Annotated in this window: 23 protein-coding genes; 6 read left to right on the top strand and 17 right to left on the bottom strand. The window is 68.0% G+C overall.

What is annotated here, in order from left to right; genetic code table 11:
• Nucleotides 1-33: 33 nt before the first annotated feature.
• The 4 genes from QTI17_RS03360 to QTI17_RS03345 form a co-directional block, all read right to left on the bottom strand.
• Nucleotides 34-5,292: a non-ribosomal peptide synthetase gene (locus QTI17_RS03360; RefSeq protein WP_286530987.1), complete on the bottom strand. Its 5,259-nt coding sequence runs from the start codon at nucleotides 5,290-5,292 to the stop codon at nucleotides 34-36.
• Nucleotides 5,293-5,412: 120 nt separating this feature from the next.
• On the bottom strand, nucleotides 5,413-6,018 hold the full coding sequence (locus QTI17_RS03355; protein ID WP_286530986.1) for a class I SAM-dependent methyltransferase: 606 nt from the start codon (nucleotides 6,016-6,018) through the stop codon (nucleotides 5,413-5,415).
• Between the two features lie 71 nt (nucleotides 6,019-6,089).
• Nucleotides 6,090-6,830, bottom strand: coding sequence for a sterol desaturase family protein (locus QTI17_RS03350; RefSeq protein WP_286530985.1), 741 nt, complete (start codon nucleotides 6,828-6,830; stop codon nucleotides 6,090-6,092).
• A 140-nt stretch (nucleotides 6,831-6,970) separates the two neighbouring features.
• On the bottom strand, nucleotides 6,971-7,519 hold the full coding sequence (locus tag QTI17_RS03345) for a 2'-5' RNA ligase family protein (RefSeq protein WP_286530984.1): 549 nt from the start codon (nucleotides 7,517-7,519) through the stop codon (nucleotides 6,971-6,973).
• Nucleotides 7,520-7,731: 212 nt separating this feature from the next.
• Here QTI17_RS03345 and QTI17_RS03340 point away from each other — a divergent pair, with 212 nt between their 5' ends.
• Together QTI17_RS03340 and QTI17_RS03335 are read left to right on the top strand one after the other, a co-directional pair.
• The gene (locus tag QTI17_RS03340) at nucleotides 7,732-8,091 is read left to right on the top strand and encodes a response regulator transcription factor (protein WP_286530983.1); all 360 of its coding nucleotides are present in this window, start codon (nucleotides 7,732-7,734) and stop codon (nucleotides 8,089-8,091) included.
• A gap of 88 nt (nucleotides 8,092-8,179) precedes the next feature.
• Complete coding sequence (locus QTI17_RS03335) at nucleotides 8,180-9,472, top strand: DUF3422 family protein (RefSeq protein ID WP_286530982.1); 1,293 nt, start codon at nucleotides 8,180-8,182, stop codon at nucleotides 9,470-9,472.
• A gap of 18 nt (nucleotides 9,473-9,490) precedes the next feature.
• Here the strand turns inward: QTI17_RS03335 and QTI17_RS03330 are convergent, their stop codons facing one another.
• Both QTI17_RS03330 and otnK read right to left on the bottom strand, forming a co-directional pair.
• Nucleotides 9,491-10,162, bottom strand: a complete 672-nt coding sequence (locus QTI17_RS03330; protein ID WP_286530981.1) for a class II aldolase/adducin family protein — start codon at nucleotides 10,160-10,162, stop codon at nucleotides 9,491-9,493.
• Nucleotides 10,159-11,442 (bottom strand): 3-oxo-tetronate kinase, encoded by a 1,284-nt coding sequence (gene otnK / locus QTI17_RS03325; RefSeq protein ID WP_286530980.1) that lies wholly within the window; start codon nucleotides 11,440-11,442, stop codon nucleotides 10,159-10,161. Before otnK ends, QTI17_RS03330 begins: the two co-directional genes overlap by 4 nt.
• Nucleotides 11,443-11,501: 59 nt before the next feature.
• Between otnK and QTI17_RS03320 the strand changes: the two genes are divergently transcribed.
• A complete protein-coding gene (locus tag QTI17_RS03320; RefSeq protein ID WP_286530979.1) occupies nucleotides 11,502-13,169 on the top strand; it encodes a phosphoethanolamine transferase in 1,668 nt (555 codons plus the stop codon).
• Here the strand turns inward: QTI17_RS03320 and QTI17_RS03315 are convergent.
• Together QTI17_RS03315 and QTI17_RS03310 are read right to left on the bottom strand one after the other, a co-directional pair.
• Nucleotides 13,151-13,630, bottom strand: coding sequence for an ASCH domain-containing protein (locus QTI17_RS03315; RefSeq protein WP_286530978.1), 480 nt, complete (start codon nucleotides 13,628-13,630; stop codon nucleotides 13,151-13,153). The genes QTI17_RS03320 and QTI17_RS03315 overlap by 19 nt on opposite strands.
• A complete protein-coding gene (locus QTI17_RS03310; protein ID WP_286530977.1) occupies nucleotides 13,627-14,379 on the bottom strand; it encodes a tRNA-uridine aminocarboxypropyltransferase in 753 nt (250 codons plus the stop codon). The genes QTI17_RS03315 and QTI17_RS03310 overlap by 4 nt, the downstream gene beginning before the upstream one ends.
• 133 nt (nucleotides 14,380-14,512) lie before the next feature.
• Here QTI17_RS03310 and QTI17_RS03305 point away from each other — a divergent pair, with 133 nt between their 5' ends.
• Complete coding sequence (locus tag QTI17_RS03305; protein ID WP_286530976.1) at nucleotides 14,513-15,157, top strand: hypothetical protein; 645 nt, start codon at nucleotides 14,513-14,515, stop codon at nucleotides 15,155-15,157.
• A 228-nt stretch (nucleotides 15,158-15,385) separates the two neighbouring features.
• On the opposite strand, the gene QTI17_RS03300 is transcribed toward QTI17_RS03305, so the two are convergent.
• Both QTI17_RS03300 and QTI17_RS03295 read right to left on the bottom strand, forming a co-directional pair.
• Complete coding sequence (locus QTI17_RS03300; RefSeq protein WP_286530975.1) at nucleotides 15,386-15,586, bottom strand: hypothetical protein; 201 nt, start codon at nucleotides 15,584-15,586, stop codon at nucleotides 15,386-15,388.
• Between the two features lie 98 nt (nucleotides 15,587-15,684).
• Entirely contained in the window at nucleotides 15,685-16,452 is a 768-nt protein-coding gene (locus QTI17_RS03295; protein WP_286530974.1) for an IclR family transcriptional regulator, read from the bottom strand.
• Nucleotides 16,453-16,922: 470 nt separating this feature from the next.
• Here QTI17_RS03295 and QTI17_RS03290 point away from each other — a divergent pair, with 470 nt between their 5' ends.
• On the top strand, nucleotides 16,923-18,386 hold the full coding sequence (locus QTI17_RS03290; RefSeq protein WP_286530973.1) for a trypsin-like peptidase domain-containing protein: 1,464 nt from the start codon (nucleotides 16,923-16,925) through the stop codon (nucleotides 18,384-18,386).
• A gap of 7 nt (nucleotides 18,387-18,393) precedes the next feature.
• Here QTI17_RS03290 and QTI17_RS03285 read toward each other — a convergent pair whose 3' ends face one another.
• Nucleotides 18,394-19,671 (bottom strand): lytic murein transglycosylase, encoded by a 1,278-nt coding sequence (locus tag QTI17_RS03285; RefSeq protein ID WP_286530972.1) that lies wholly within the window; start codon nucleotides 19,669-19,671, stop codon nucleotides 18,394-18,396.
• 197 nt (nucleotides 19,672-19,868) lie between these two features.
• On the opposite strand from QTI17_RS03285, the gene QTI17_RS03280 reads away from it, so the two are divergent.
• Nucleotides 19,869-20,132 carry a hypothetical protein gene (locus tag QTI17_RS03280; protein WP_286530970.1) on the top strand — a complete coding sequence of 88 codons (264 nt, stop codon included), beginning with the start codon at nucleotides 19,869-19,871 and terminating at the stop codon, nucleotides 20,130-20,132.
• 13 nt (nucleotides 20,133-20,145) lie between these two features.
• On the opposite strand, the gene QTI17_RS03275 is transcribed toward QTI17_RS03280, so the two are convergent.
• The 6 genes from QTI17_RS03275 to QTI17_RS03250 form a co-directional block, all read right to left on the bottom strand.
• Complete coding sequence (locus QTI17_RS03275; protein WP_286530968.1) at nucleotides 20,146-21,606, bottom strand: flavin-containing monooxygenase; 1,461 nt, start codon at nucleotides 21,604-21,606, stop codon at nucleotides 20,146-20,148.
• Nucleotides 21,607-21,697: 91 nt separating this feature from the next.
• Nucleotides 21,698-22,333 (bottom strand): FABP family protein, encoded by a 636-nt coding sequence (locus QTI17_RS03270; RefSeq protein WP_286530967.1) that lies wholly within the window; start codon nucleotides 22,331-22,333, stop codon nucleotides 21,698-21,700.
• A gap of 57 nt (nucleotides 22,334-22,390) precedes the next feature.
• On the bottom strand, nucleotides 22,391-22,807 hold the full coding sequence (locus QTI17_RS03265; RefSeq protein ID WP_286530966.1) for a GFA family protein: 417 nt from the start codon (nucleotides 22,805-22,807) through the stop codon (nucleotides 22,391-22,393).
• Between the two features lie 14 nt (nucleotides 22,808-22,821).
• The gene (locus QTI17_RS03260) at nucleotides 22,822-23,286 is read right to left on the bottom strand and encodes an SRPBCC family protein (RefSeq protein WP_286530965.1); all 465 of its coding nucleotides are present in this window, start codon (nucleotides 23,284-23,286) and stop codon (nucleotides 22,822-22,824) included.
• Nucleotides 23,283-23,603 (bottom strand): ArsR/SmtB family transcription factor, encoded by a 321-nt coding sequence (locus QTI17_RS03255; protein ID WP_286530964.1) that lies wholly within the window; start codon nucleotides 23,601-23,603, stop codon nucleotides 23,283-23,285. Before QTI17_RS03255 ends, QTI17_RS03260 begins: the two co-directional genes overlap by 4 nt.
• A gap of 63 nt (nucleotides 23,604-23,666) precedes the next feature.
• Nucleotides 23,667-24,005 carry a hypothetical protein gene (locus QTI17_RS03250; RefSeq protein ID WP_286530963.1) on the bottom strand — a complete coding sequence of 113 codons (339 nt, stop codon included), beginning with the start codon at nucleotides 24,003-24,005 and terminating at the stop codon, nucleotides 23,667-23,669.
• Nucleotides 24,006-24,165: the final 160 nt, after the last annotated feature.

Raw genomic sequence — 24,165 nt, 5'->3', positions numbered from 1 at the left:
GCGCACTGTAGCGCCCATGGCCCAAGGTCTGCGCTACTTCGCCGTCTGTTCGAAGCCGCGCCGGGCGGCCTCGCCAGCGTCGAGGTTCTCCTCGCGGGCCAGCTGCCCCAGCGTCTCGTAGACGAAGCGCGGCGGCTGGATCCGCCAGCCATGGCGCTCGCGGATGGCCATCACCGCGCGCATCGCCAGCAGCGAATGGCCTCCCAGGTCGAAGAAGTTGTCGCGCAGGTCGACGTTGTCGACCCCGAGCAGTTCGCACCAGACCTCGGCGATGGCGCACTCGACAGGCGTGCTCGGGGCCGCACGCTCGGCGTGGTTGGCCGGCCTCGGGTCGACCCGAGGCGGCGGCAAGGCATTCCGGTCGATCTTGCCGTTGGGCAGCAGCGGCAGGCCGTCGAGCGTCACGAAGTGCTGCGGCAGCATGTACTCGGGCAGGTGGGTGCGCAGATGGTCGCGCAGCACGGTCGGGTCGGGCGCCTCACCGCGCGGGACGATGTAGGCCACTAGGCGCACGTCGTCCTCGCTCTGCGAATGGGTTGCGACAACCGCTTCGGCCACCGCCGAATGGTCGTGCAGTGCGGCCTCGATCTCGCCCAGCTCGATGCGCAGGCCGCGCAGCTTCACCTGCCGGTCGAGCCGTCCAAGGTGCTCCAGCCAGCCGTCATGGCGCCAGCGACCCAGGTCGCCGGTGCGGTAGTAGCGCGCGCCCGGCTCCTGGCTGTCGAGGTCGGGCGGGAAGCGGTCGGCAGTGAGTTCATCGCGACGGTGGTAGCCGAGCGACACGCCCGCGCCGCCGATGCAAAGCTCGCCGGGTACGCCGATCGGGCAGAGCTGGCCGCCGGCGTCGCGCACCTGGATGTCGGTGTTGTCGATGGGCCGGCCGATGGAAATGCCGTCGCGCGGCGCCGTCACGCGCCACACGCTGGACCACACGGTGGTCTCCGTCGGCCCGTACATGTTCCAGAGTTGGACCCCGCTGTCGAGCAACTGCTCGGCCAGCGCGACCGGCAGCGCCTCGCCACCGACCAGCGCCTTGAAGTGCGGTACCCCTTCGGGGCGACGCCAGCCGGCACCGAGCAGCATGCGCCAGAGCGTCGGCGTGGCCTGCATGACGGTCGCGCGCTCGCGCGCGATCAGGGCCCGCAGCGAATGCGGGTCTTGCACCTGCGCCGCGTCGGCCAGCACGACGCGCGCGCCGGCCGCCAGCGGCAGCAGCAACTCGAGGACCGCGATGTCGAAGGACAGCGTCGTGACCGCGACGAGGCGATCGCCGGCGTCGAGTCCCGGCTCCCGGGCCATGCTCGCCAGGAAGTTCACGACCGCACGGTGCGGCACAGCCACGCCCTTGGGCTGGCCGGTCGAGCCCGAGGTGTAGATCAGGTAGGCCGGGTCCAGCGGACCGGCATCCTGCGACGCATCGGGCGCCAGCGCCTCGCCCTGCTCCGGCGCCAGGCTGCAGTCGATGTCGAGCGCCATCACCGGCACGCCGGCGGAGGCGAGCCACTCTGCCGGCACGCCGCGCGTGACGAGTGCCGACAGGCCGGCGTCTGCGGCCATGAAACGCAGGCGCTCCTCCGGAAACCCCGGGTCGAGCGGCACGTAGGCCGCGCCCGACTTGAGCACGCCCAGCAGCGCCACCAGCAGGCCGGCGTCGCGGGCGACACCCAGGCCCACACGGTGGCCCCGGCCGATGCCGCGAGCACGCAGCGAGCGCGCGAGGGCATTGCCGCGGGCTTCGAGTTCGCCGAACGAGAGCATGGCGCCCCGCGCGTCGACCACCGCCACCGCGTCGTCGGCGACCGCTCGGGCCCCACTCAGGTACAGATGCACCACCTGGGCCGGAGGCAACGGACGCTCCGTGGCGTTCCAGCCGTTGCGCAGCATGGCCTGCTGGGCCGGCGAGACGATCGGGATCTGCGACAGCGGCAGCGACGGCGTGGCGAGCAGCCGCTCGACCAGCGCGAGGTAGTTCTCGAGCATGCGTTCGACGGTGGCATGCGCGTAGAGGTCGGTGGAGTACTCGAAGTGCACGCGGTGCGTGAACTCGGTGTCGATGTGCACCGACAGGTCGAACTGCGCTGTGGCGCGGTCGAAGGGGAATTCCTCCACCTCCAGGCCGGCATGGTCGAGCCGGCCGAGCGGCGCGTTCAGCACGTTGAAGAGCACGCGCACCAGTCCTTCGGCGTGCACGGTGCGATCGTGTCCGAGCGACTCGACCAGCTCGTCGAAGGGCGCTTCCTGGTGCGCATAGGCTTCGATGGCGGTGGCGCGCACGCGCTGCACGAGCGTGTCGAAGCTCGGGTCGCCACCGAGGTCGGTGCGCATCACCAGCGTATTGACCAGCGTGCCGACCAGGTGCTCGGCAGCGAAGCGGTGGCGGTTGGCGACCGGCGTGCCGACGGCGATATCGGTGCTGCGCGCCTGGCGCGCGAGCATCAGCTTGAAGGCCGCGAGCAGCACGACGAAGGGCGTGGCCGAAGCCCGTGCGCCGTACCTGCGGATGGCGGTGCGCAAGCCGACCGGCACCATGGCGGAAACCCGTGCGCCGTGGAAGCTGGGGCGCAGCGGCCGCACGAAATCGGTCGGCAGGTCGAGCGGCGCCAGGTGCGCGAGCCGCTCGCGCCAGTAGTCCATCTGCGGCACGCGCTGCGCCACAGACGCAGGGCTGCGCTGCCACGCGGCGTAGTCGGCGTACTCGATCGGGACCGGATCCAGCGCATGCGCTCGGCCTTCCTTCCACGCCGCATAGGCGCCAAGCGCCTCGCGCATCAGCACGGCGAAGGACCAGTTGTCGGCGATGGCATGGTGCATCACCCAAAGAAGCACGTGGTCGCTCGCGCCCAGTCGCAGTACCGTGGCATGGTGAAGCGGCGCGCGGTCGAGTGCGAAAGGCCTGTCCAGCCGCTCGGCCAGCAGCGCGCGGGCGCGTGCCAGCCGGTCGGGGCATGCAGCCAGGTCGATCCGTTCGATCGGTGCATGCGCCGTCGGTTCGATGAGCTGCATCGGCTCGACGCCGTCGAGCACGAGGCGCGTGCGCAGGCTTTCGTGGCGCTCGACCATGAAGTCGAACGCGCGCTGCAGCAGCGCCACATCGAGCGCACCGCGGATTCGCAGCGAGACCGCGACGTTGTAGGCCGTGGAAGCCGGATCGAACTGCTGGATGACCCACATGCGCCGCTGCGACAGCGACACCGGCAGCGGCGCGCCACGCGGCATGCGCGCAATGGCCACAGGCACCACCGGCGCAACGCCGCCATGCTCGGCCTGCAGGCGTGTGACATGGTCGGCGAGCGCCGCCACGCTGGTGTGGTCGAACAACGCCGCGAGCGGCAGCTCGACCCCGAGCTGCTGGCTCACGCGCGAGGCCACCTGCGCCATCAGCAGCGACGTGCCACCCAGCTCGAAGAAATTCTCATGCACGCCGAAGGCGGTGGTGTCGAGCACCTCGCGCCAGATCTCCCAGACCTCCTGTTCGGCGGCGGCGCGCGGCATCGAGTGCATCGTCGTCGCGCGGCCCTCGTCGGCCGCGTCGTCGGCGCCTGGCGGCGTCGCTTCCCGTGCAAAGACGGCCTGGACGTCGAGCGTTCCGTCAAGGTAGCGCTGCCGGATGGCGCGCCGCTGGATCTTGCCGCTGGAGCTGCGCTGCAGCGAGCCGGAGCGCACCAGCACCACCGCCTCGACCGGCAGGCCGTGCGCCTCGCCGATGGCACGGCGCACTGCGGCCGCTGCGGCCTGCGCGGCATCGTCGCCGGTGCGGCGCTCGGTCTCGAGCGCCAGCACCAGCGCCTCGCCATCGTGCGTCTCGACCGAAAAGGCGGCACCGTAGCCGGGCCGCAGCGCCGGGTGCGCATGCTCGGCCGTCCACTCGATGTCTTGCGGGTAGTGGTTGCCGCCGTGGACGATCACCAGGTCTTTCAGCCGGCCCGTGACGAAGAGTTCGCCGTCGGCCATGAAGCCGAGGTCGCCGGTGCGCAGGAAGGGCCCGTCGACACCGGCCAGGCGCGCGCCGAAGCCGGCTTCGGTCAGCTCCGGCTGGCGCCAATAGCCCTGGCCGACGCTGGGCGACTGCACCCAGATCTCGCCCACCGCGTCGGGCGCTGCCACGACCCCGGTCGCCGGGTCGACGATGCGCAGCGTGGTATGCATGAGCGGCAGGCCGCAACCCACGATGCGGACGGCCCCTGCGCCGTCGCACCGCGCCGGCAGGACGCGGTCCTGCTGGAGCGCATTGGCATCGAGCACCAACATGCGCGGCGGCCGGTGGGTCGTCGACAAGGTGACGCCCAGCACCGTCTCGGCCATGCCGTAGGCGGGCATGAAGGCTTCGGGACGCAGGCCGGCGGCACCGAACACGTCGAGAACCCGCTCGATCGCATCGGCACGCAGCGGCTCGGCGCCGCAGCTGAGCGACACCAGCGACGAAAGATCACAGGCCAGCGGCGCACCGGCGAGCGCCCGCAGACAGGCCACGTACGCCGACATCGGCGCCCCGGTGTGCGTGATGCGCAGGGCATCGACGGCCTCGAGCCACCTGAGCGGTCGGCGCAGGAAGGTCAGCGGCGACATCAGCCAGCTGGTGGCGCCGGCATGGAAGGGCACCAGCAGCCCGCAGACCAGCCCATAGTCGTGGAAGTGCGGCAGCCAGGTCAGCGTGCGGGAATGGGTGTCGAGTTGGCCCGCCACGTGGAGCGCCAGCACATTGGCCAGCGCCTGCCCATGGCTGATGCGCACGCCACGTGGTGCAAGCGTCGATCCCGAGGTGTACTGGAGGTAGGCCAATGCGTCGGCATCGACGAACGGCAACTGGCCAGGCATGCCGGGATCGGCCGTCTCGAGTTCGACCGACGAGATCCATCGCGCCGCGGCGAACAGGGACGGCTCGAGCACCTGGCGCGCGCTGTCGAGAAGGTCGGCGGCGGTCCATACCAGCGCGGCGCCGGTGTCCTCGAGGATGCCGCGCAGTCTCGGCGCCGAACGCAGCAGCCGCACCGGGTCGGGTGCCGGAACCGGCACCGCGACGCAGCCACAAAGCACGCAGGCCCAGAACGCACGCACGAAATCGAGACCCGGCGGCAGGGCCAGCAGCACGCGCTCGCCCGGTCGGGCGAGCGCACCCAGGCGGGCGGCCAGGCGGTGGCAGTCGATCGACAGGTCCCCGTAGCTCAAATGTTCAGCGGGGGACAGGTCATCCTTCAGGAAGACGTAGGCGAGACGGTCTGAGTGCGCGGTACAGCGCGACTCGAAAACGGCGGTCAGGGAGTTCGGGAGCACGAGGCCTGCGTCATGGTTCATGGTCGACGGGGGGCCAGCGGCGTGCCGCCGGGCGGAGTTCGGATCATTGGGCGGTCCTCGCAACGGGGCTTCAAGACGGCGCGCGCCGGCTTCCCATGTAGGCCGCTGGCCAATGACCGCTCATTCCCCCGCACATTCCAGCGAAAAGAGCGGCACATCGGCCCGTCGGCTGAGCCACAGGCCACCGCCCAAGCCCCTGAACTTCCTCGACAGCCCCTGCCGATACAGCTCCGCGCGGTGCCGAAAGAGGAGCGGGTCCGTGAGGTCTTCGTCGACGATGTCATTTTCGTAGTCCTCCAGCGTCACCGCCTCCACGTAGAGCGCGCCCTGGCTCAATGTCCCGAGATTGCGCAGGGCACGCTTGAGGTCGACAGGACTCAGATAGGCCAGAACGCCCTGGCAGATGACGAAGTCGAATGGCGCCTGAGCCTGGTAGTCCACGACCGACCCGCGTTCCCAGCCGTAGCGGGCGCACAGGTATTCGCTGATCTCGACGCCTTGATAGCTCGCTTGAGGAAAGTGACGGGCCACGATATCCCGCCACAGCCCGACGCCGCAACCGACGTCCAGCACGCGTCGGACAGGGACGCGCAGGTACTTCAGGTAGGCGCTCACGAAGGCACCCAGGCGTTCGACGTGCTGCGGGTCGGCTACCTTGGTCTTCTTGTCGAAATAGTAGCGCGCGTAATAGGACTCATCGAAGGTGGCGGCGTCAGCGGATTCCATGCGTGCATCCTACCTGTACGCGCTTTCGCGCTTTCGAGCTTCGGGAGGGCGTGCCCGGTCGGCAACGCTTCCTAGAGACCGATGGCAAGCCTCGCGACGGGGACCTTCTCGCCAATGCCGAACCTCAGCGTGTCGGGAGACAGGTCTTTCGGGCTGGTGAATGTTCGGAACATCCTGTCCCATATCGAAAGCAGAACGCCGAAGTTGCTTCCGTAGTGCGACGGGTCGTCGCTGTGGTGGATGTGATGGCTTTGCGGCGTGACCAGTATCCAGTCGAGGCCGCGCAGGCGCCAGTTCACGTTCAGGTGCATCCAGCCGTTGGTCGTCGCATAGAAGAAGAACAGCGCATTGGCCAGCCAGAATGGGGACACGCCGAGAATCGGACTGGCAAAAATGTAGGGAAGATTGAATATCGCTTGCTGGAGGATCGAGGTTCTGCTGCCGGCCAGCCAGTACATGTGGGTCGGCGAATGGTGCCAGCGGTGCACCCGCCAGAGAGGCTTGAGGTGCACCAGCCTGTGGGTCCAGTAGGCGCCGAAATCAGCGACCAACAGGTACAGCACCAGGCGCACCGGGAGCGGCCAGGAGCCTATTGCTGCGGGCCAAGGGCCGCGGATGCCAGTCCAGCCATTCAGGTAGCCTGCTGCCTGCCGCACGACGAGGGCAAAGAAGAGGACCGCAACCAAGTCCGCGAGCAGGACCTTGCGCCATTCGATCCGCCGTGCACCCCAGCGCCACTCGATCCAACCGAATACCGCGACCTGAAACAAGAACAGCAGGCAAAGGAAAACGAGCTGCCTGAAGGTAATCATGAATTGACGCCACTGATGTTGAATTGAGTCACGCCGGCAACGACAAAAGGAAGCTCAATGGTGAACGATGAGGAAGTGCTGAAGCCGTAGCATGCCTGTCTGCGGCGCTGGCCGAGAACGCCGGGGCCAGGCGCGACGGGTCATTTTGAGGAATCTTTCACGGTCTGCGTCGACGGCGAGAGGCGGAAGACATGCAAGTCTTTCCAGCGGCCCGTCGAGTTTTCAATCAGCACGACCGAGGCGCAATCCGCCTCGACGGCGCCACATGCATCCAGACGCCCCTGCAACTCTGCAGCGACCGCAGCGGCCTCGGAGGGGTCCCCATGGGCAACCGTCAGGTGCGGAACCGTTCCTTCGTGCTCCCCTTCGTAAGGCTGAAAGTCCGGGAACGTGTCCACGAGGGCCCTGGTCATCGCGACGAACGGCTCGGGAGGGTCCGGCGCGAGATACGCGGTCGCGGGGAAGCGCGCCACCCTGCCCAGTGAAAAAGAGAAAGCGGCGACCCGATTCAACGCGCGTTGCGCTCGGTCCAGCACGGCAGGCGTGATGTGCCGAGGGTCCATGAACGGCACAAGCACCGTGATGTGCGCAGGCACCCCCAGCTTCGTCGTCGCGTCGAAGCGCTGCCGCAGGTCGCCGACGAGCGGCTCGGCCGACGGCACTTTGACAGCAAAAGCGGATATTGCCATGGGACCCGATGATATTCACCGGCGGTGCGCCGGAACCTCATCAACACTGTGGAGGAGACACGTCAGCTCGGGCTGCGATGCACCAAGGACCAATGTCGCCGCATTCGGATTTCGGCTAACTTGACAACGCTTCGAGCAACAAGAATGCGCCCGGTCTGAGCAAGCGGGCGCCCAGCACGGCCTTCGAGGGGGAAGAGGTGAGCCAGCCCACAGTGTTTGTCATCGACGACGATGCGGCTTGTCGCGACTCCGTTCGCGAACTCGTCAGCGCGGCCGGACTCGCGGTCGCGGCCTTCGGTTCAGCGGTCGAATTCCTGGCCGCCTTCGAACCCACTTGGCAGGGTTGCCTGGTCCTCGACCTGCACATGCGCCAAATGGACGGTCGCGCGCTGCAGCAGCGGCTGCGCCAGTTGGGCATTGACATGCCGATCGTGTTCATCAGCGGCAGCGTCGACATCCCGACGGCGGTCCAGGCCATCAGAGATGGCGCCGTGGATTTTCTGCAGAAGCCCTATCCCGAGAACAAGTTGCTGGATGCCGTCTACAAGGCACTCCGCCGGACCTCCTCCTGATCGTGAGGGCAGAGCGGCGCGCCTCGGCATGACGCACAGGCATTAAGCTCGCAGCACTGCGCATCGCCAGGTCTCGAGCTCGTCGCCCATGCCATCCAACAGCCGCGTCATTCAGCATCCTCAACGCGTGGAGCTGCACAACGAAGTCCATGCCCGGCCGCCGGAAGCGCTGACCGGCGCCCTGGGCATCGCGCATATCGTGATGCTGGCGGATGCGCAGCAGCGGGCGCAGAGCCGCGCCCATCTTGCGAGCCTTCTGCGCGACCATCATCTGGCGCCCCCTGACGTCGCCACCACGCACCTGCGGGTCGAGTTCGGATCGGTCCGGCTGCGCTGGGAGCTGCACACCGAGTTCGTCACCTGGACCTTCACGGTGCCCGGACCCGCCGAAGCGCAGCATCCTCGCCAGCCGGCCAGTGCGATCGGTGCCGTGCCGCAGGACTGGCTCCACGGGCTTCCCGGGCAGTGCCTCTGCAGCCTCGATCTGTGGGTATTCCCGGGACGTGGAAGCACTGGCGACGCCCGCGTCGCGGACTTGCTCAACGAGCAGACGCTGGTGGGTTCCAGCGTGGCGGGCGAGCAGGCGCAGGTGTTCACGGACTTCGCCATCCACGCGGACGGCTCGTCCCGCATCCTGCTCTTCGCCGACGCGCTCCAGCCGCGCCGGCTCGGACGGCTGGTGCAGCGGATCCTCGAGATCGAGACCTACCGGATGGCAGCCCTGCTCGGCTTGCCGGCGGCGCGGCAAGCGGGCGAGGCGCTGGGCAGCGCGGAGGGCGAGCTGGCGGCGCTCGCGCAAGCCATCCGCAGCGCCGAGCGTGACGCCGAACCGGCCCTGCTGGACCGGCTCACGCGCCTGGCCGGCGAGGTCGAGAGCCAGCATGCGGCCACGCATTCGAGACTTTCCGCCAGCAGCGCCTATTTCGAATTGCTGGACCAGCGCATCGTGCAGATTGCCGAAGCCAGGCTGGACGGACTCCAGAGCATCGCCGAGTTCATGGAGCGGCGCCTGACGCCGGCGCGCAAGACCTGCGAATGGGCGGTCCGGCGGCAGGACTCGCTGTCCCAGCGGGTCTCCAGGATGAGCAATCTGTTGCGCACCCGGGTAGAGATCGAGCAGCAGCAAAGCAGCCAGGCCCTGCTCGAAGCCCTGAACCGCCGGCAGGACCTTCAACTGAAGTTGCAGGCCACCGTCGAAGGACTCTCGGTGGCCGCCATCACCTATTACATCGTCGGCCTGGTCAGCTACCTGGCCAAGGGCGCCCAGAAGATCGGATGGCCGCTGTCACCTGAAACAACGGCCGCACTGGCGATTCCCGTCGTCGCGCTGAGCATCTGGTGGTCGTTGCGGCGCCTTCATCGGAAGATGTTCGTCCACTAGCGACGCGTCGCGGACCGGCTACCAGCGGGCACCGAAGCTGCGCCGCAGTTCGTTGATCTCGGCCTCGCCGAGCGGTTTCGGCGGATCGCCCCCCGCGCGCGCAAGCGCCCAGAGCCGCGCCGTTTCCTCGAGTTCCTCGAGCACCGCCATCGCCGCGGCCGGCGTGTCTTGCCAGACGTTGGGGCCGAGCCGCTCGAGCATCACGGCACGAATCGGCGTGCCCGCGGCGCCGTAGCGCTCGATCGCCTCGGCCACTTGTGCCGCAGCCTCGGGCGCGCCGGGGCGGTGGTAGCGGATCACCGGCACGCGGCCGACCTTCATCACGAAATAGGGCGTCAGTGCCGGCAGCAGCTCGCCACCGGTCTCGCGCAGCGTGAGCGCCACGCAATGGGTGCTGTGGGTATGGATCACGCAGCGCGTGCCGGCATCGAAGGCGCTGGCGGCGCCATAGATGCGGGCGTGCAGCGCCATGGTCTTGCTGGCCCGGTCGCCGTGGGTCTGGCGCAGGCTGCCGTCAAGCCGCGCCAACCTGGCCGGATCGAGGAAGCCGAGGCAGGCATCGGTCGGCGTGATCAGGAAGCCATCGTCGAGCCGCACGCTGATGTTGCCGGCCGTGGCGTGCACGTAGCCGCGCTCGAACAGGCTGCGGCCGACGCGGCAGATTTCGTCGCGGGCGCGGTGTTCGTTCATCGCAGCGCGCCGAAGGCCTTGGAAAAGAAATCGTCGCTGCCGAAGTTGCCCGACTTCAGCGCGATGTGCAGGCCCGCTCCCCCGGCCGCCGCGCTTGCCGCGTGGCACCAGGGCACGCCGGGGTCGATCTGGCCGCCGATCTGGAGCTGGGCGATGCCGAGCGCCTGCACGCAGGCGCCGGAGGTCTCGCCGCCCGCGACCACCAGCTGCCGCACGCCGCGCTCGACCAGGCCACGCGCGATCGCGGCGAGCGCGCGTTCGACCATGGCGCCGGCCTCCTCGACACCCAGGCGACCCTGGACCGACTTCACGGCCGAGGGCTCGGCGGTGGAATAGATCAGCACCGGCCCCTCCGGCAGCAGCGGCCCGGCCCAGGCCAGCGCCTGGCCGACCGCGTCGCCGCCGGCCGCGAGCTGCAGCGGATCGAGCGCCAGCGCCGGCCGCCCGGCGGCGACGAAGTCGGCCACCTGCCGGTTGGTCGCCAGCGAGCAGCTGCCGGACACCACGGCCCGCAGGCCGCCGGCCGCCGGCAGCGCACTGGCGGTCGACGACGGTGCGATGCCGAAGTTGGCCGGCAAGCCGATCGCCACGCCCGAGCCCGCGGTCACCAGCGGCATCGCGGCCAAGGCGGGGCCGAGGCGCAGCAGGTCGTCGTTGGAGACCGCGTCGACGATCGCGATGGCGACACCCTCGCTGCGCAGCTGCGCGATGCGCGCACCGACAGCCTCGGCACCCTGCGCGACCGCCACGTGATCGATCAGGCCGACCTTGCGCCGGGTCTGGGCCTGCAGCACCCGCACCAGGTTGGCATCGGTCATCGGCGTCAGCGGGTGGTTCTGCATGCCGCTCTCGTCGAGCAGCACGTCGCCCACGAACAGATAGCCCTTGAAGACGGTGCGCTTGTTGTCGGGGAAGGCCGGCGTGGCGATCGTGAAGTCGCATTGCAGCGCATCCATCAGCGCCTCGGTGACCGGCCCGATGTTGCCGGCGGGCGTGCTGTCGAAGGTGGAGCAGTACTTGAAGTAGATCTGCCGCGCGCCCTGCGCCTGCAGCCAACGCAGCGCGTCCAGCGATTGCGCCACTGCCTCCGCCGGCGGGATGGTGCGCGACTTCAGCGCCACCACCACGGCGTCGACGTCGGCCGCGAGCGGCGCCTGCGGCACGCCGATGGTCTGGACCACGCGCATACCAGCGCGCACCAGGTTGTTGGCGAGGTCGGTAGCGCCAGTGAAGTCGTCGGCGATGCAGCCGAGCACGATGGAGGGGGCCTGGGCGGTCATCCGGCTAGTTTACTGACAGCCCGGCGCCGCGGAGAATGCCCTCATCTGCGTGGAAAGTCATGGAGCAGCACAACGATCCACAGGGCGCGCGCGTAGCATCCGCGCCAATGGCAAGCGGACGGCACGGCATCGTCGGTCTGATCGACTGCGTCTGGGGCGCCATCCTGCTGATCCCGGCCCTGGCGAACTTTTCGTCCACGCACGTCCGGGATCTTGGGGCGGCTTCCCTCCTTGCCGCAACCGCCGTGTTCTTCGGCTTGCTTCGGGCGATCCTGGGGCTTCGCGTATTCCTGCTGCTCACCTATGTCCCGGCGCTGTTCGGCGTTCTCGCCGTGGGCGCCGATCTGCTGCGCGACGTCAACCTTTTCGAGGCCGCCTTGATTCGGCCGGACCCCCATGAAGCGTGGCCGGTCATCCAGCCTCATGTCCAGTGGATAGCCCTGGCCGCGGCCCTGCTCGCGACGCCGATCTGGGTGTCGTTTCGCACTCGGTCGACCGCGCCGGCGCGCTGGAGGATGCCTTCGGCCGCCCTTGCGACACTCACTGTCGCCGCAGCCGCATGCGGTGCCGTCTTTCACGATACGGTGCTGCGCGCGTGGCCGCTGAATGTGATTTCGGTGGCCGCGGCTTCCGCGATCGGCCGTGACGACTTCGTCTCGACGGCGTCCCCCTATGCAGCCGCGAACCCTCGCTCGGCTTCCGCGAGCTGGGGCGCCTCGCGGTTGCCGGGACTTCACCCGCCGAACGAGACCTACATCCTCATCATCGGGGAAACGGTGCGTGCCGACCGCCTCGGCGCATGCGGCGGCCAGAAGCAGGTCGGCCTCAGCCATGAAGACGCGATCATCTTTTGCGATGTGATGTCCGGGTCCAGCAGCACGCACACGTCGGTCCCTCTGCTCGTCTCGCGCGAGATGCCTGGCGGTGCATTCCGGGTCAGCAAGGACGCAAGCTTCATGAAGGCTTTCGAGGAAGCCGGGTTTCGCACCTATTGGCTCGCCCTCCAGGAACGAGGCATTGCCTGGCCTGACGCCAACTCGGACATGTTCCTGGCGATAAAGAGGACCGATCGAGAAAGCCTTTTGCCGTCACTCAGAGAGGTGCTCGCGCAGGACGCGCCCAAGAAATTGATCGTGTTGCATGCCTACGGCGCACACTTCTCGTACTGCGATCGCTATGACCCCGCAACAGCCGCTTTCCAGGCCGACTGCTCGAAGCTTTCTGAGCTCCCGGAAGATTCAACGCTGCCGGACTTCATCCGCGCCTACGACAACGCCGTCGCCGAATCCCTCCGATTCGTCGATGCGGTGATCTCGGAGGCAGCGCAGGCGAAAGGCTCGTCCTTCGTGATGTACACGGCTGACCACGGCGAGAACCTGCTGGACGACGGACGGAGGCTTTTTCAGCACGCGCTGAAAGATCCGACGCGCTGGGACACGACAGTCCCGGCCGTGGTGTGGGCGAGCGATGAATGGCGCGGCAGCAACGCGGCGCGTTGGGAACGGCTCCGCGCCAACCATGGCGCCAAGGTGATGCATGCCGACCTTGTCCCCACCTTGCTCGGTTCAGCGGCCATCAGCTATGTCGACGAGCGGCGAGTGGCCATTGATCTCGGAGCGATGTCACCCGCTGCCGATAGAACCCGGTGGGTGATGCGACGTCTCGGTGAGAAGTTGGATGGCGACCAACTGCGTCGAACGAGCCCGGTTCAGGCATTGGCTCGGTAGATGACCTTGAAGCGCTCGCACGCAACCGGCATGGTCAGGCTTGGTTCTCGACCCAGACGCGCGCATTCACGGCCGAAGTAGGCCCAGTGCACTCGGCGCCAGTACGCCAGGGAGCCATCACCTTCGCCCTCGAGTGCCGCGAATTCGGCGGAGACTTTCTCGAACGGCACCACCTCGACCTCCAGGGTCTCGATGACACAGACAGGCCGTCCATCCCAGCAAGTGACGACACTCAGGGCGCCCGGCTTGGGCGGTGCCCCAGCGCAAGCGCTCTCAAATGACCAGAGAAGCCCGGCTGTGGCCCGTTTGACGCCCGCAAGCACGAGCTCGGCAAGTTCGTCGGCGGAGGCCTCGTTGTCATCGAAGTGGAACGCCTCGAAGAATCGCTCGGAGCAATCTCCTTGTCCGACTTCGGCGGAGAAAGCGTCCCAGAAGGCTGCGATGTTTGAAGGAATAGTCATGCTCGTCCTGGCGGGAGCGACACCTCGCGCAACCGCTGGTGGGCGGCGCCATCCATCGCGATGGGCTGCTGGTTTTTCGCATGCAGATAGTGCTGGGTGAAAACCGCCAGGTAGGCTTCCAGCGCTTGCTCGGCAACGCGTTCGCCCGCCAGGCTCATGCACAGGGCGGCCACTTCGCTGGTGCAGAAATGGTCGTTGCGGCCCGAGTTGCGCAGCTTGTACTGCGATGTCTGGTCGGGCTCCAGGCTCAAGACCGGCAGGCGGTCCAGGTAGGGGCTTCTTCGGAACATCTTGCGAGCCTCGGACCAGGTCCCGTCCAGGAGAATGAAAAGCGGTCGCTTCTTCTGGGCATCATCCCGAAGGCTGTCGGGGGGTTGAACGGTGCGCACGACCCGCTCGGGCGCTGCATATCGGCCGGGAAACACCACGTACGGATGCCATTGCGGGTCGCGCAGCAGGGCCAGGAGGGCGGGGTCGGTTTCGGTGCGCTTCCAGCCGAAGGCGAAGGTATCGGGCACCACATCGGCGACCAGCCAGCCCGTGTTGCTCGGCTTGAGCGGCTCTATATCGGCCATGAGCAGGCACACCCCAGCGCGTGTCGTCAGTGAAGGGCGCAGCGCACACATGCAGTGGCTGGGTACCAGCCGGCAGTCCGCGCAGCGCTCGCGCTTGAAACCACCACGGGCGAGAAATGGCTTGGCGCTGCGCGCGAGACGCGCGGCGCGCAGGTGGGAGACGGCGTGTGGCATGCGGAGATTCTCGGGCAAGCGACCCCTCGGCCGCAGGCCGCTCGTTGCGCGCTTCATGTTAAAACCGATGTCGACCTCTCCGCGCTCGGGGAACGGTCGTCGTCATGATGCAGTCGCAGTTGCCCCAGCCAGAATGAGTGCCGCAGATTTCCTCCTCGCGCCAGAAGTCCAGAAGTTGTTGAAGGTCGTTTTCGCAGCACCGACGAACGGGTTTTCCGTTGCGGAACTCGCCAGGAAGGCCAAGTTGAATGCGGACGAAGTCGAGCGGACCCAGGAGCACCTGCTCAAGTGCGGCATCCTGACCAGGCGCAAGTCGGAAGCCGACGAACCCGAGACGGTCGAGGCGAACACGTCGTTCGTCTTCTACAACGAACTGCGGTCCATTGCTCTCAAGTCCTTCGCGGCCGCCGAACCCATCCGCGCGATGCTGCGTTCGAAATTCAAGGATTCAGTTCTGCGCGCCTTCGTGCTGGGGGAGGACGAGGACGCGACAGTGCAGCTGGTCGTGGTTCACGGCCGACTGGTGCCGGATGAATCGGAAATGTCCATCGCGTGCCGGAAGCTCTCCGTGTCCATCGCCCGGCATCTCAACGTGCACGTGATCTCGAGCGCCAGGTACGCGGCCCTCACGCCGGGGGACAACCTCGGGGCACGGCTTGCTGGCGTCTCTGCGATCGAAATCATCGGCCAAGGGGACACCAAGGCAAAGCCGGCAGAGGAACGCGAGGGTCTGCTGCAAAGTGCCAGAAAGAGATTGGCCGCCCTGGCCCGGCGGTAACTTCCTATGTCGATGCCCTGCTCTTCTGGAAAGGCGCATCCCAATACGGCGGGTCGCTGAAGGCCGTCTGGAGCATTTCCAGGAAGCAGTGCACCTTGGCCGTCATGTAGCGCCTCCTTCGCCTCGAGCCCGCGTGGGTCCGATCATGAGCCAGCGAAGGCAAAAAAAAGCCTCCCGAAGGAGGCATAAATCCTTTCGGCTGCGTGGAGCCGAGGGAGTCGAGTTCTTTCAGTGCACGCTGCTGAGGAGCGTCGGCGTGCAGTAGCCGTTGCGATAGATGCCTTCGATGTTGCCGGCCACCGGGTCGTTGGTGCGCGCGGTCACGAACTTCGCCTGCGGCGTACGGTAGACGACGATGGTGCACGACAGGTGCTTGCTCAGGGTGCGGGCGACGCCGTTGGCCTGGCTTGCGGTGGGATAGGTGTTCATGTTTTTCATTGGCCTGTGCGATGGCTAAATAGTAGTACCAAGGTACTTGCAAATCGCCACATGTAGTCTCTAAGTACTAATCTCGGTCGTGAAATAGTTCACGACTGACCCAGGCGTTCAAGCGTCAGCGCATGGCGGGTGGTGCTTCCGCCCAGTGCCTTGGTCGCCTCGCGGGCGGCCTCGAGCAGTTGGCGACAGGCCGCGTGCAGGGCATCGGGCCGGGCCAGCCGCTCCCTTGGCCCCGAGAGGGCCAGGGCACCCTGCAGCTCTCCGGTCGCACCGAAGACCGGCGCCGCAGCCGAAGCGGTCTCCGGGTCGCGCTCTCCGTGGGAGACCGCCCAGAACTGTTCTCGAATGGCCTCGTGGTCGGGCATTGCCGGCGACGAGAACGCGAGCAGGACCTTGCCCGACGCACCTTGCGCGATGGCGTATTCCTGACCCACCTGCACCGATGCGCGAACCGCCCTGGACGGTTCGACGCGGAACAGCGCGATGCGCTTGTCGCCGTGCCTCACGTAGAAGGAAGCTGTCTCCCCGGTGGCGGCGCTCAGCCGTTCGAGGATGGGCTCGATGACGTGGCCGACCTGAAACGAGCCTTGGTAGATCGAGGCCAGGCGCAGCGGCTGGGGCCCGATGGCGTACTGCCCGTCGGACAGTTTCCGGATGAAGCCGCCGTGCTCGAGCGCGGCCAGCAGTCGCAGCACCGTGCTCTTGTACAGGCCCGTGCGTCTGGACAGTTCCGTCAATGTCAATCGCGCGTCCGTCGGGCCAAATGCGGCGAGCAGCGAGAAGGCCCTGTCCAGGACCGCGACGCCGCTTGATTCGGCGCTGTCGAGGGCTCGTGAGGCAGGGGTCGGGTCAGGCATAGAAAATCACCAGGCAATCAAGACAGGCTCCCCGAGGGGAGGCCGTGCACCCGAGTGTGACACGCACGCCGCGGTGGCCCGGGCGCCGTTCCGAAGAGACGAGACGTAAAAAAGCCCCCGCGCATTGCTGCGAGGGGGCCAATCCATCGAAGGGACGATGGAGGAGACAACCAGGGATCTTCGGGTCAGCAGATCTCGTCGAGCTTCTTCGAGGTCACATAACCGGAAACAACGACGGCAGCGACGGCCACCAGGCAGATCAATACGTTCAACATTCGGGACTCCAGGATGAGTGCGTTGGGTCGATTATAGGGTAAACCCTAGTTCCTTGCAGGACGTGCTCGGAGGGTGCCGGAAAGCCACCGGCCACCGGCCATCGACTGACGTTGCCGACAGGGCCTTGATCCGGCGCAAAGCCGTGTCGGCGCGATGCGCCTACATTTGGTTTCTTCGACGATGCGGAGGCAGCGATGCGCAAGGTTCTGGCGCGACCGGTCGGCTGGCGGCTGCGTGCCGCCGTCGCGGTCGGCGTCATCGGCTTGATCGGCGCCTGTGCGTCGGCGCCCGAGCGCCCGGCTGCACCGCCATCGGCGCCGGCGCCGGCCCCCGACATCGCCGCACCGGCCGCGCCCGCCTTCTCCTCGCTGGTCGCCAGCCGCAGCGCCAGCGTGGTCGACGTGAGCACCCTGCGGATCGGCCGCGAAGCACGGCCCGAGGGGGCCGAACTGGAGTTCGCGCCCGAGAACGATTTCGCCGACCGGCTGGCCCGGCCGCTGCCGGCCAACGTGCGCATCAGCCAGATTCGCGACCTCGCCTCGGGCGTGATCCTCACCAGCGACGGCCTGATCCTGACCAGCGCGCACGTCCTGGCCGCCATCGACGAGGCGCAGGTCCGGCTGGACGATGGCCGCCGCTTCCAGGCGCGGGTGGTCGGCACCGACAGGCGCACCGACGTGGGCCTGCTGAAGATCGATGCCAAGGGTCTCGCGACCGCGGCCATCGGCGACTCGTCGCGGCTGGCGCCGGGCGACTGGGTCGCGGCCATCGGGGCGCCGTTCGGATTCCATGGCAGCGTCACGGCGGGCGTGGTGAGCGCGGTCGACCGCTACATCGGCGGCGCCGGGGAAGTGCCCTTCATCCAGACCGACGTCGCGATCAACCCGGGCAGCTCGGGCAGCCCGCTGTTCAATGGCCGCGGCGAAGTGGTCGGGATCAACTCGATGATCTACAGCGGCAGCGGCGGCTACATGGGCCTCTCGTTCGCCGTGCCGATCAACCTGGCGATGAAGATCGCGACGCAGCTGAAGGAGACCGGTCGGGTGCGGCGCGCGCACCTGGGCGCCGAGTTGCAGGAGATGACACCAGCGCTGGCCCAGTCCTTCGGACTGAAGGAGTCGATCGGCGCGCTGGTGGTGCAGGTGGATGCCGAGGGGCCCGCCCGTGCCGCCGGGCTGGTTCGCGGCGATGTCCTCACCACCATCGATGGCCGCACGATCTCGCACTTCACCGACCTGCTGCAACAGATCTCCGACGCCCCGCCGGGCCGCCGCGTCCGGTTCGAACTCTGGCGGCACGGCGCGAAACGGACGTACTCGGTGGCGCTGTCCGAGGATGCCGGACCGCGGTTCGCCGTGCCGGCCGGAACCCAGCCCGACTGGAATGATGGCCTCGGCCTGAGCCTGGGCGAGTTGTCGGCGGCACAGCGGCTCCAGCTGGGCAGCGACGGAGGCCTGATGGTGCGCGAGGCCACCGGGCTCGCGCGCAGCGAGGGCATCCGCGCGGGCGACATCATCGTCGCCGTCAACGACACCCGGCTCGACCGGGTCGAGGACTTCAGGATCAAGCTGGCCGCCACCACGCCGGGCCGGATGGTCGCGCTTCTGGTGCTGCGCGACCGCCGGCTGGCCTACGTGCCGGTGCTCAATGCGCCATGAGGCCCCGCTATGGCGCCCGCAGGCGTTCCAGCAAGGCCGCGCTGGGGTAGCCGTCGGCGGGCTGGCCGATGCTGCGCTGGTACTGGCGAATGCCTTCGCGGGTGGCCGGCCCCATCATGCCGTCGGGCGTGCCGCTGGCAAAGCCGCGCTGGTTCAGTGCGGTCTGAAGTTCGAGCAGCTGGCTGCGCGACAGCGCCGCCAGGTCGCGCGGCCAGGGCGCCTGCACGCCCGGCCCGTCGGTCAGGCGCTGCGACAGCAGGCCGACCGCCAGCGCGTAGCTGGTCGAGTTGTTGTAGCGCAGGATGGCGCGGAAATTCGGCCCCACCAGGAAGGCCGGCCCGCGCGCACCCGCGGGCAGCAGGACCATGCCGTCGGCGAACGCCGGCAGCGGCTTGCCGTCCATGCTGCGCACGCCCTCGGCTGCCCACTGAGCGCTGGACTGGCGAACGCTGCTGTCGGCGCGGCCGAAATCGAAGCCGGGCGGCAGCTGGACTTCGACGCCCCACGGCTGGCCCGACTGCCAGCCCGAACGGGCCAGGAAGTTGGCGGTCGAGGCCGTGACGTCGGCCATGCTGCCCCAGATGTCGCGCCGGCCGTCGCCGTCGGCGTCGACCGCGTAGGCCAGGAAGTTCGACGGCAGGAATTGCGTCTGCCCCATGGCGCCGGCCCAGGAGCCGATCATGTGCTCGCGGTCGATGTCGCCGCGGTCGAGGATCTTCAGCGCCGCCAGCAGTTCGCGACGCGCCCAGTCCTCGCGGCGGCCCTCGAAGCCCAGGGTCGCCAGCGCATCGATGGTCGGCGTGCTGCCGTAGTTGCCGCCGAAATTGCTCTCCATGCCCCAGATCGCGACGACCACTGCGGACGGGACGCCGTAGCGCGCCGCCGCCGCGTCGGCTTCGACGCGGACCTGCATCAGCTTGTCCTTGCCGAGCGCGACGCGCTGGGCCGTCACGGTGTTGTCGAGGTAGTCCCAGACCGTGCGCGTGAACTCGGGCTGGGCGCGGTCCAGCTCGACGACGCGCGGCAGGTACTGCACGTCGCCGAAGGCGGCCTGCAAGGTCGCATCGCCGATGCCGGCAGCGCGCGCGCTGCTGCGGAAATCCGCGACCCAGCGCGCGAAGCCCTGCTGGAGCGACAGCTCGTCCGCCCCGGCGCCCGCGGGCTGGGCCGCGGGCGCAGGCGCAGGCGCAGGGGGACGGGCCGCCGGGGCCGGCCGGGCGGGCGCTGGCGCGGCGGTCGGCGGCGCGGAGGCGCAACCCGCCAGGACGGCAGCGGCCAGCGCCATGGCGGCAAGGCCTCGAAGGCGCGGCAGGGGGAGAGGGTGTCGATGCATCCGGGCCATTTTCACCTGCGCCGGCGTCCGTCGCGGCCTTGCGGATTCGCCCGCGCGCCCCCATCTGACAACCAGAACGACCCCGTGAAATAGCCGTCATCGCCAGTTATGACGCGCGGGGGTTGGAACAATGTTTGCTGGAGACAGACATGCTGACCATCGACCAAAAAGAAGCCATCCTTCGCAGGGCAGGCGTGACCGTTCCCGCGTTCCCGGAACGGCATCCGGACACGCATCCGAAAGACCACGACGCCGAAGCCGAGCACAAGGCGAGCCTGCAGCGCTGGACCGAAGCCATCGAGGTGCTGTACGTGCAGTACGCGGCGGCCAGGGCGGCGAAGAGCCTGCGCGACGCCGAGGAAGCGGCGCGGCTCGACCAGTTGCGCCGCGCGGCCGAGCGCTCGAGCGCCTGAAGCGTGGTTGCGCTCAGCGCGCCCCGTACGTGAACTGCAGCACCCCGTCGTCGACCGCGCCGAAGCGCATGGCGACCAGGTCGCACGAGTAGTTCTGGTTGAGCTTCCAGGGCTTGGCCGAGCCTTGCTTGGGCAGCTGGCCGGCGGCCCGCTCGAAGTAGCCCGATGAAAAATCCACCCACGGCAGCAACGCGGTGTCCGGGTCGGCCGGGGGCCGGCAGATGCGCGCGCCGGTCTTGCGCATGTGGTTGAGCAGCCGGCACACATACTGCGCGGTCAGGTCGGCCTTGAGCGTCCATGAGGCATTGGTGTAGCCGAAGGTATTGGCCATGTTCGGCACGCCGCTGTACATCAGGCCCTTGTAGTTGACCGTGCGCGAAGGCTCCACCCGCTCGCCGTCGACGTACAGCGCCGCGTGGCCGAGCATGGCGAGCTGGAGGCCGGTGGCGCTGACGATGATGTCGGCGTCGAGGGTGGCGCCCGAGCGCAGCGCGATCCCGGTCTCGGTCAACGACGCGATGTGGTCGGTCACGACCGAGGCGCGACCGGCGTTGATGGCCCGGAAGAAATCGCCGTCCGGCACCAGGCACAGGCGCTGTTCCCAGGGGTTGTAGCGCGGCGTGAAATGGGTCGCGATGTCGGCCTCCGGACCGAGTGCATGGCGCACGCCGCCCAGCAGCAGCTGGCGCATGCGCTGCGGGTTGCGCCGGCTGAGCCGGAACACGTACATGCCCAGCAGCACGTTTTTCCAGCGCGTGAGCTGCAGCGCCAGCCGCAGCGGCAGGCGCCGCCGCAACCGCATGCCGACCGGATCGACCGACGGACGGGCCACCATCCAGGTCGGCGAGCGCTGCAGCATCGTCACGTGCGCCGCCTTGTCGGCCAGCGCCGGCACCAGCGTCACGGCGGTAGCGCCGCTGCCGATGACGACGATCTTCTTGCCCGCGTAGTCGAGGTCGGCGGGCCAGTGCTGCGGATGGACCAGCCGCCCGCCGAAGCGCTCGCGTCCCGGGAAGTCGGGCTGGTGGCCGGCCGCGTAGTCGTAGTAGCCGCTGCACATGAACAGGAAGCCGCAACGGATGCGCGCGCTGCCGCCACCGTCTGCGCGCCGGAGCTCGACCGTCCACTGCGCATCCGGCGAAGACCAGTCGGCGCGCACGACCTGCTGGCCGAAGCGGATCTTCGGCTCGAGCCCGTGTTCGCGCGCCGTCTCGCGCAGGTAGTTCAGGATCGTCGGCCCATCGGCGATGGCCTTGGGGTCGGTCCAGGGCCGGAACGAATAGCCGAGCGTGTGCATGTCGGAATCCGAACGCACGCCGGGGTAGCGGAACAGGTCCCAGGTGCCGCCCAGCGAAGGGCGGGCCTCGACGATGGCGAAGCTGCGCTCCGGGCAGAGCTTCTGGAGGTGGCAGCCGGCGCCGATGCCCGAGATGCCGGCGCCGACCACCAGCACGTCGACGAACTCGTCGGTCATGACAAGGGCCTCCTTGTGACTTGGCCGATGATTGTGCGTCGACACCCAGGCCGGGGCAGCCTCGCTTACCCGGGGTCGCCCACCGCTCTCTTCATGCCTGCACGGCCAGGGGATTCGGCGAGGGCTCGCCGGTCTTCGTGAGCGTGTTGCGGTCCGTGTGGTGGAAGGGTTCGGACAGCCCCTGGATCTGCATCACGGTGTCCTGGTCGTACGACCAGGTGCCGTCGGCATGGAAGGCGACCTCGATGCGCCACTCGAGCGTGGTGAATGCATGCTCGATGAACGGATTCGACACGATGCCGTTCACCAGGCTGCCGTGCGTGGCCACGAGTTCGAAGCGGTCCGCGTCGGCGGCCACCTTGCCGCTGGCCATGGCGATCTGCCCGCGCGGAATCGCCAAGGTGAGCATCACGGTGCTGGTGGCGGGCTCCCACAGCCAGTAGCCGACCTGGTCGTGGTACATCTTGGTCAGGCCGGGCTTGTGGATGTAGGTGTGGTAGCGCAGTCCGTAGAGCACCTGCGGGCCGTTGGTCTGGGGGTCGATCGGCTGCAGTTCGTAGTGCTCGACATAGACCTGGGTCTTCGGGCCCTGCGCCTTGGGCTTGACGTCGACGCCCTTCTCGCCGCGCCACAGCCCCGCCATCCGGCGCAAGGGCCCGAGGTTGGCAAGCGTGTGGCCGTCGAGGTCGGAAGGCTCGGTGTAGATATCGGAGGGGAATTCGGACATGGGGGCAGTTGGAAGAGTGAAGCCCGCCAAATGTAGCAAGGCAGCACCGTCGTCCGCCTAGCCTGGAGGCATCCGCTCGAAAGCCTGGAGCGCAGGGTCGATGGCATCCCAGGCCAGCCCGCGCACGCCGTAGGTGAGCACCTGCGGCGCGAAGCGGGCCGGTTCGTCCAGGCTGGCCGCGGGGACCGCGATCAGGTCCGGCATGGCGGCGAAGCGCAAATAGACCGGCGTGCCGCAGACCGGGCAGAAGGCGTGGAGCTTCATGTTGCCGCTGTCGCCCGCGACCTCCCACAGCGTCGCCTCGCCGGTGATCGACATCTCGGCCCGCGCGGGAAAGGTCAGGTAGGAGCCGTGCCCGGTGCCGCTGCGCCGCTGGCAGTCGCGGCATTGGCAGTGGTTCTGGAAGATCGGCGCGTGCGCGGTGGCGTAGCGGATCGCGCCGCACGCGCAGCCGCCGGTGTAGGGCTGGGTCATGGTCGACTCCTTGTTCAGGCCGCCAACGGCTTGGCGAAGACATCGATGCCCTGCCCCGTCTCCAACAGGGACTTGAGGCTGGAAAGAACGATCGGCCAGCCCTGCTGGATGCCCTTGGCCATCCCGCTGCCGGCTTCGAGTTCGTCGTGGGTGACGGTCAGCCGCACCATGTCCTGGTATGCCTCGACGTCGAAGCGCACCCGGCTGTAGCTGGTCGGATCGTCGGCTTGCGCGGGGCTCGCCCAGGTGATGACCAGCCGCGTCGGCGGCGCGACCTCGACCACCTTGCCCAGCACGTTGACCGTGCGCTGCTCGTTGGCGCGCACGTGCTCCCAGGTCGAACCGGGCTTCCAGTCGGACACGTTCTCGTGGCCCCAGTAGCGCCGCGCGATCTCCGGCCGGGTGATGGCCTCGAACACCTTTTCGGGCGTCGAACGGATGTAGGTCACATAGACGAAGCTGGTCTTCTCTTTGCTCATGGTCGATCTCCTTCGAGTTCCTTCTTCAGGTCGTGCAGCAGGCCGAGCCGCCGGCGTTCGAATTTGCGCACCCACCGCTCGTAGACCTCGTGCAGCGGCACCGGGTTGATGAAATGCAGCTTCTCCCGGCCACGCCGCACGGTACTGACCAGATTGGCTTCCTCGAGCAGCCCGATGTGCTGCGCGGCGGATTGCCGCGCCATGTCGAGGTGCTCGCAGAGCTCGCCCAGCGTCTGCCCGTTCTTCTCGTAGAGCAGGTCGAGCAGCTTTCTGCGAGTCGGGTCGCCCAGTGCCTTGAAAACCTTGTCAGCGTCCATTCGTCGTGTGAGTGCGTGGGGTAATGATATGCAGGCAAATACCTGCATGTCAAGCCCTGGCGCCTAGTCCAACGACACGCGGCGGAACTCGGCGTACGCGGTCGGCCGGAAGTTGGCCACCGGCACGCTCTGCTCTTCATGAGGCAGGGAGACCCGGACGCTGCCCGCCTCCCGCACCCAGCAGCCACGGGTCGTCTCGCCGTCCCAGGTGGACAGGAAGCAGACCCGGCGCGGTGCCGGGCAACCGTCGTGGGCGTCGGTCAATTGCAGCAGGCGGACCGGGCTTCCATCGGCCACGAACAAGACGCTGGGCGCGAGGTCGCAGCCGGCCAGGCAGGTGCCGCATAGCACTGCTGCGAAGACGGGGTCCAACCACCATTTCAAGGAATCGAGTTTGAACATGATCCAGGTCCGGAAATGAAAAAAGGCAACGAGCTGAACTCGTTGCCTTTGAGGGGGGGCGCCTGTCGAACTGAAAGAGGGCTATCCGCCCCGCTTGATTCGACCGCGCTGCTCGAAGGCAACGAAGGTGCGAAGACTGGGAATCGACAGATGCGGGGAC

It is taken from the genome of Variovorax sp. J31P179 (assembly GCF_030316985.1).
Classification (GTDB): Bacteria; Pseudomonadota; Gammaproteobacteria; order Burkholderiales; family Burkholderiaceae_C; genus Variovorax; species Variovorax ginsengisoli_B.
The sequence above is the reverse complement of the archived record's forward strand: the minus strand, read 5'-3'. Positions and strand labels throughout refer to the sequence as shown.

Excerpts from the sequence above, each read along its gene's own strand:
- QTI17_RS03295 (WP_286530974.1), bottom strand. The coding sequence starts at position 16,452 with ATGCCTGACCCGACCCCTGCCTCACGAGCCCTCGACAGCGCCGAATCA.
- otnK (WP_286530980.1), bottom strand. The coding sequence starts at position 11,442 with ATGACCGCCCAGGCCCCCTCCATCGTGCTCGGCTGCATCGCCGACGAC.
- QTI17_RS03345 (WP_286530984.1), bottom strand. The coding sequence starts at position 7,519 with ATGGCAATATCCGCTTTTGCTGTCAAAGTGCCGTCGGCCGAGCCGCTC.
- QTI17_RS03265 (WP_286530966.1), bottom strand. The coding sequence starts at position 22,807 with ATGACCCAGCCCTACACCGGCGGCTGCGCGTGCGGCGCGATCCGCTAC.
- QTI17_RS03300 (WP_286530975.1), bottom strand. The coding sequence starts at position 15,586 with ATGAACACCTATCCCACCGCAAGCCAGGCCAACGGCGTCGCCCGCACC.
- QTI17_RS03255 (WP_286530964.1), bottom strand. The coding sequence starts at position 23,603 with ATGGACGCTGACAAGGTTTTCAAGGCACTGGGCGACCCGACTCGCAGA.
- QTI17_RS03330 (WP_286530981.1), bottom strand. The coding sequence starts at position 10,162 with ATGAACGAACACCGCGCCCGCGACGAAATCTGCCGCGTCGGCCGCAGC.
- QTI17_RS03305 (WP_286530976.1), top strand. The coding sequence starts at position 14,513 with ATGAGTGCCGCAGATTTCCTCCTCGCGCCAGAAGTCCAGAAGTTGTTG.
- QTI17_RS03270 (WP_286530967.1), bottom strand. The coding sequence starts at position 22,333 with ATGTCCGAATTCCCCTCCGATATCTACACCGAGCCTTCCGACCTCGAC.
- QTI17_RS03275 (WP_286530968.1), bottom strand. The coding sequence starts at position 21,606 with ATGACCGACGAGTTCGTCGACGTGCTGGTGGTCGGCGCCGGCATCTCG.
- QTI17_RS03290 (WP_286530973.1), top strand. The coding sequence starts at position 16,923 with ATGCGCAAGGTTCTGGCGCGACCGGTCGGCTGGCGGCTGCGTGCCGCC.
- QTI17_RS03260 (WP_286530965.1), bottom strand. The coding sequence starts at position 23,286 with ATGAGCAAAGAGAAGACCAGCTTCGTCTATGTGACCTACATCCGTTCG.
- QTI17_RS03355 (WP_286530986.1), bottom strand. The coding sequence starts at position 6,018 with ATGGAATCCGCTGACGCCGCCACCTTCGATGAGTCCTATTACGCGCGC.
- QTI17_RS03310 (WP_286530977.1), bottom strand. The coding sequence starts at position 14,379 with ATGCCACACGCCGTCTCCCACCTGCGCGCCGCGCGTCTCGCGCGCAGC.
- QTI17_RS03360 (WP_286530987.1), bottom strand. The coding sequence starts at position 5,292 with ATGAACCATGACGCAGGCCTCGTGCTCCCGAACTCCCTGACCGCCGTT.
- QTI17_RS03280 (WP_286530970.1), top strand. The coding sequence starts at position 19,869 with ATGCTGACCATCGACCAAAAAGAAGCCATCCTTCGCAGGGCAGGCGTG.
- QTI17_RS03250 (WP_286530963.1), bottom strand. The coding sequence starts at position 24,005 with ATGTTCAAACTCGATTCCTTGAAATGGTGGTTGGACCCCGTCTTCGCA.
- QTI17_RS03350 (WP_286530985.1), bottom strand. The coding sequence starts at position 6,830 with ATGATTACCTTCAGGCAGCTCGTTTTCCTTTGCCTGCTGTTCTTGTTT.
- QTI17_RS03335 (WP_286530982.1), top strand. The coding sequence starts at position 8,180 with ATGCCATCCAACAGCCGCGTCATTCAGCATCCTCAACGCGTGGAGCTG.
- QTI17_RS03315 (WP_286530978.1), bottom strand. The coding sequence starts at position 13,630 with ATGACTATTCCTTCAAACATCGCAGCCTTCTGGGACGCTTTCTCCGCC.
- QTI17_RS03320 (WP_286530979.1), top strand. The coding sequence starts at position 11,502 with ATGGAGCAGCACAACGATCCACAGGGCGCGCGCGTAGCATCCGCGCCA.
- QTI17_RS03285 (WP_286530972.1), bottom strand. The coding sequence starts at position 19,671 with ATGGCGCTGGCCGCTGCCGTCCTGGCGGGTTGCGCCTCCGCGCCGCCG.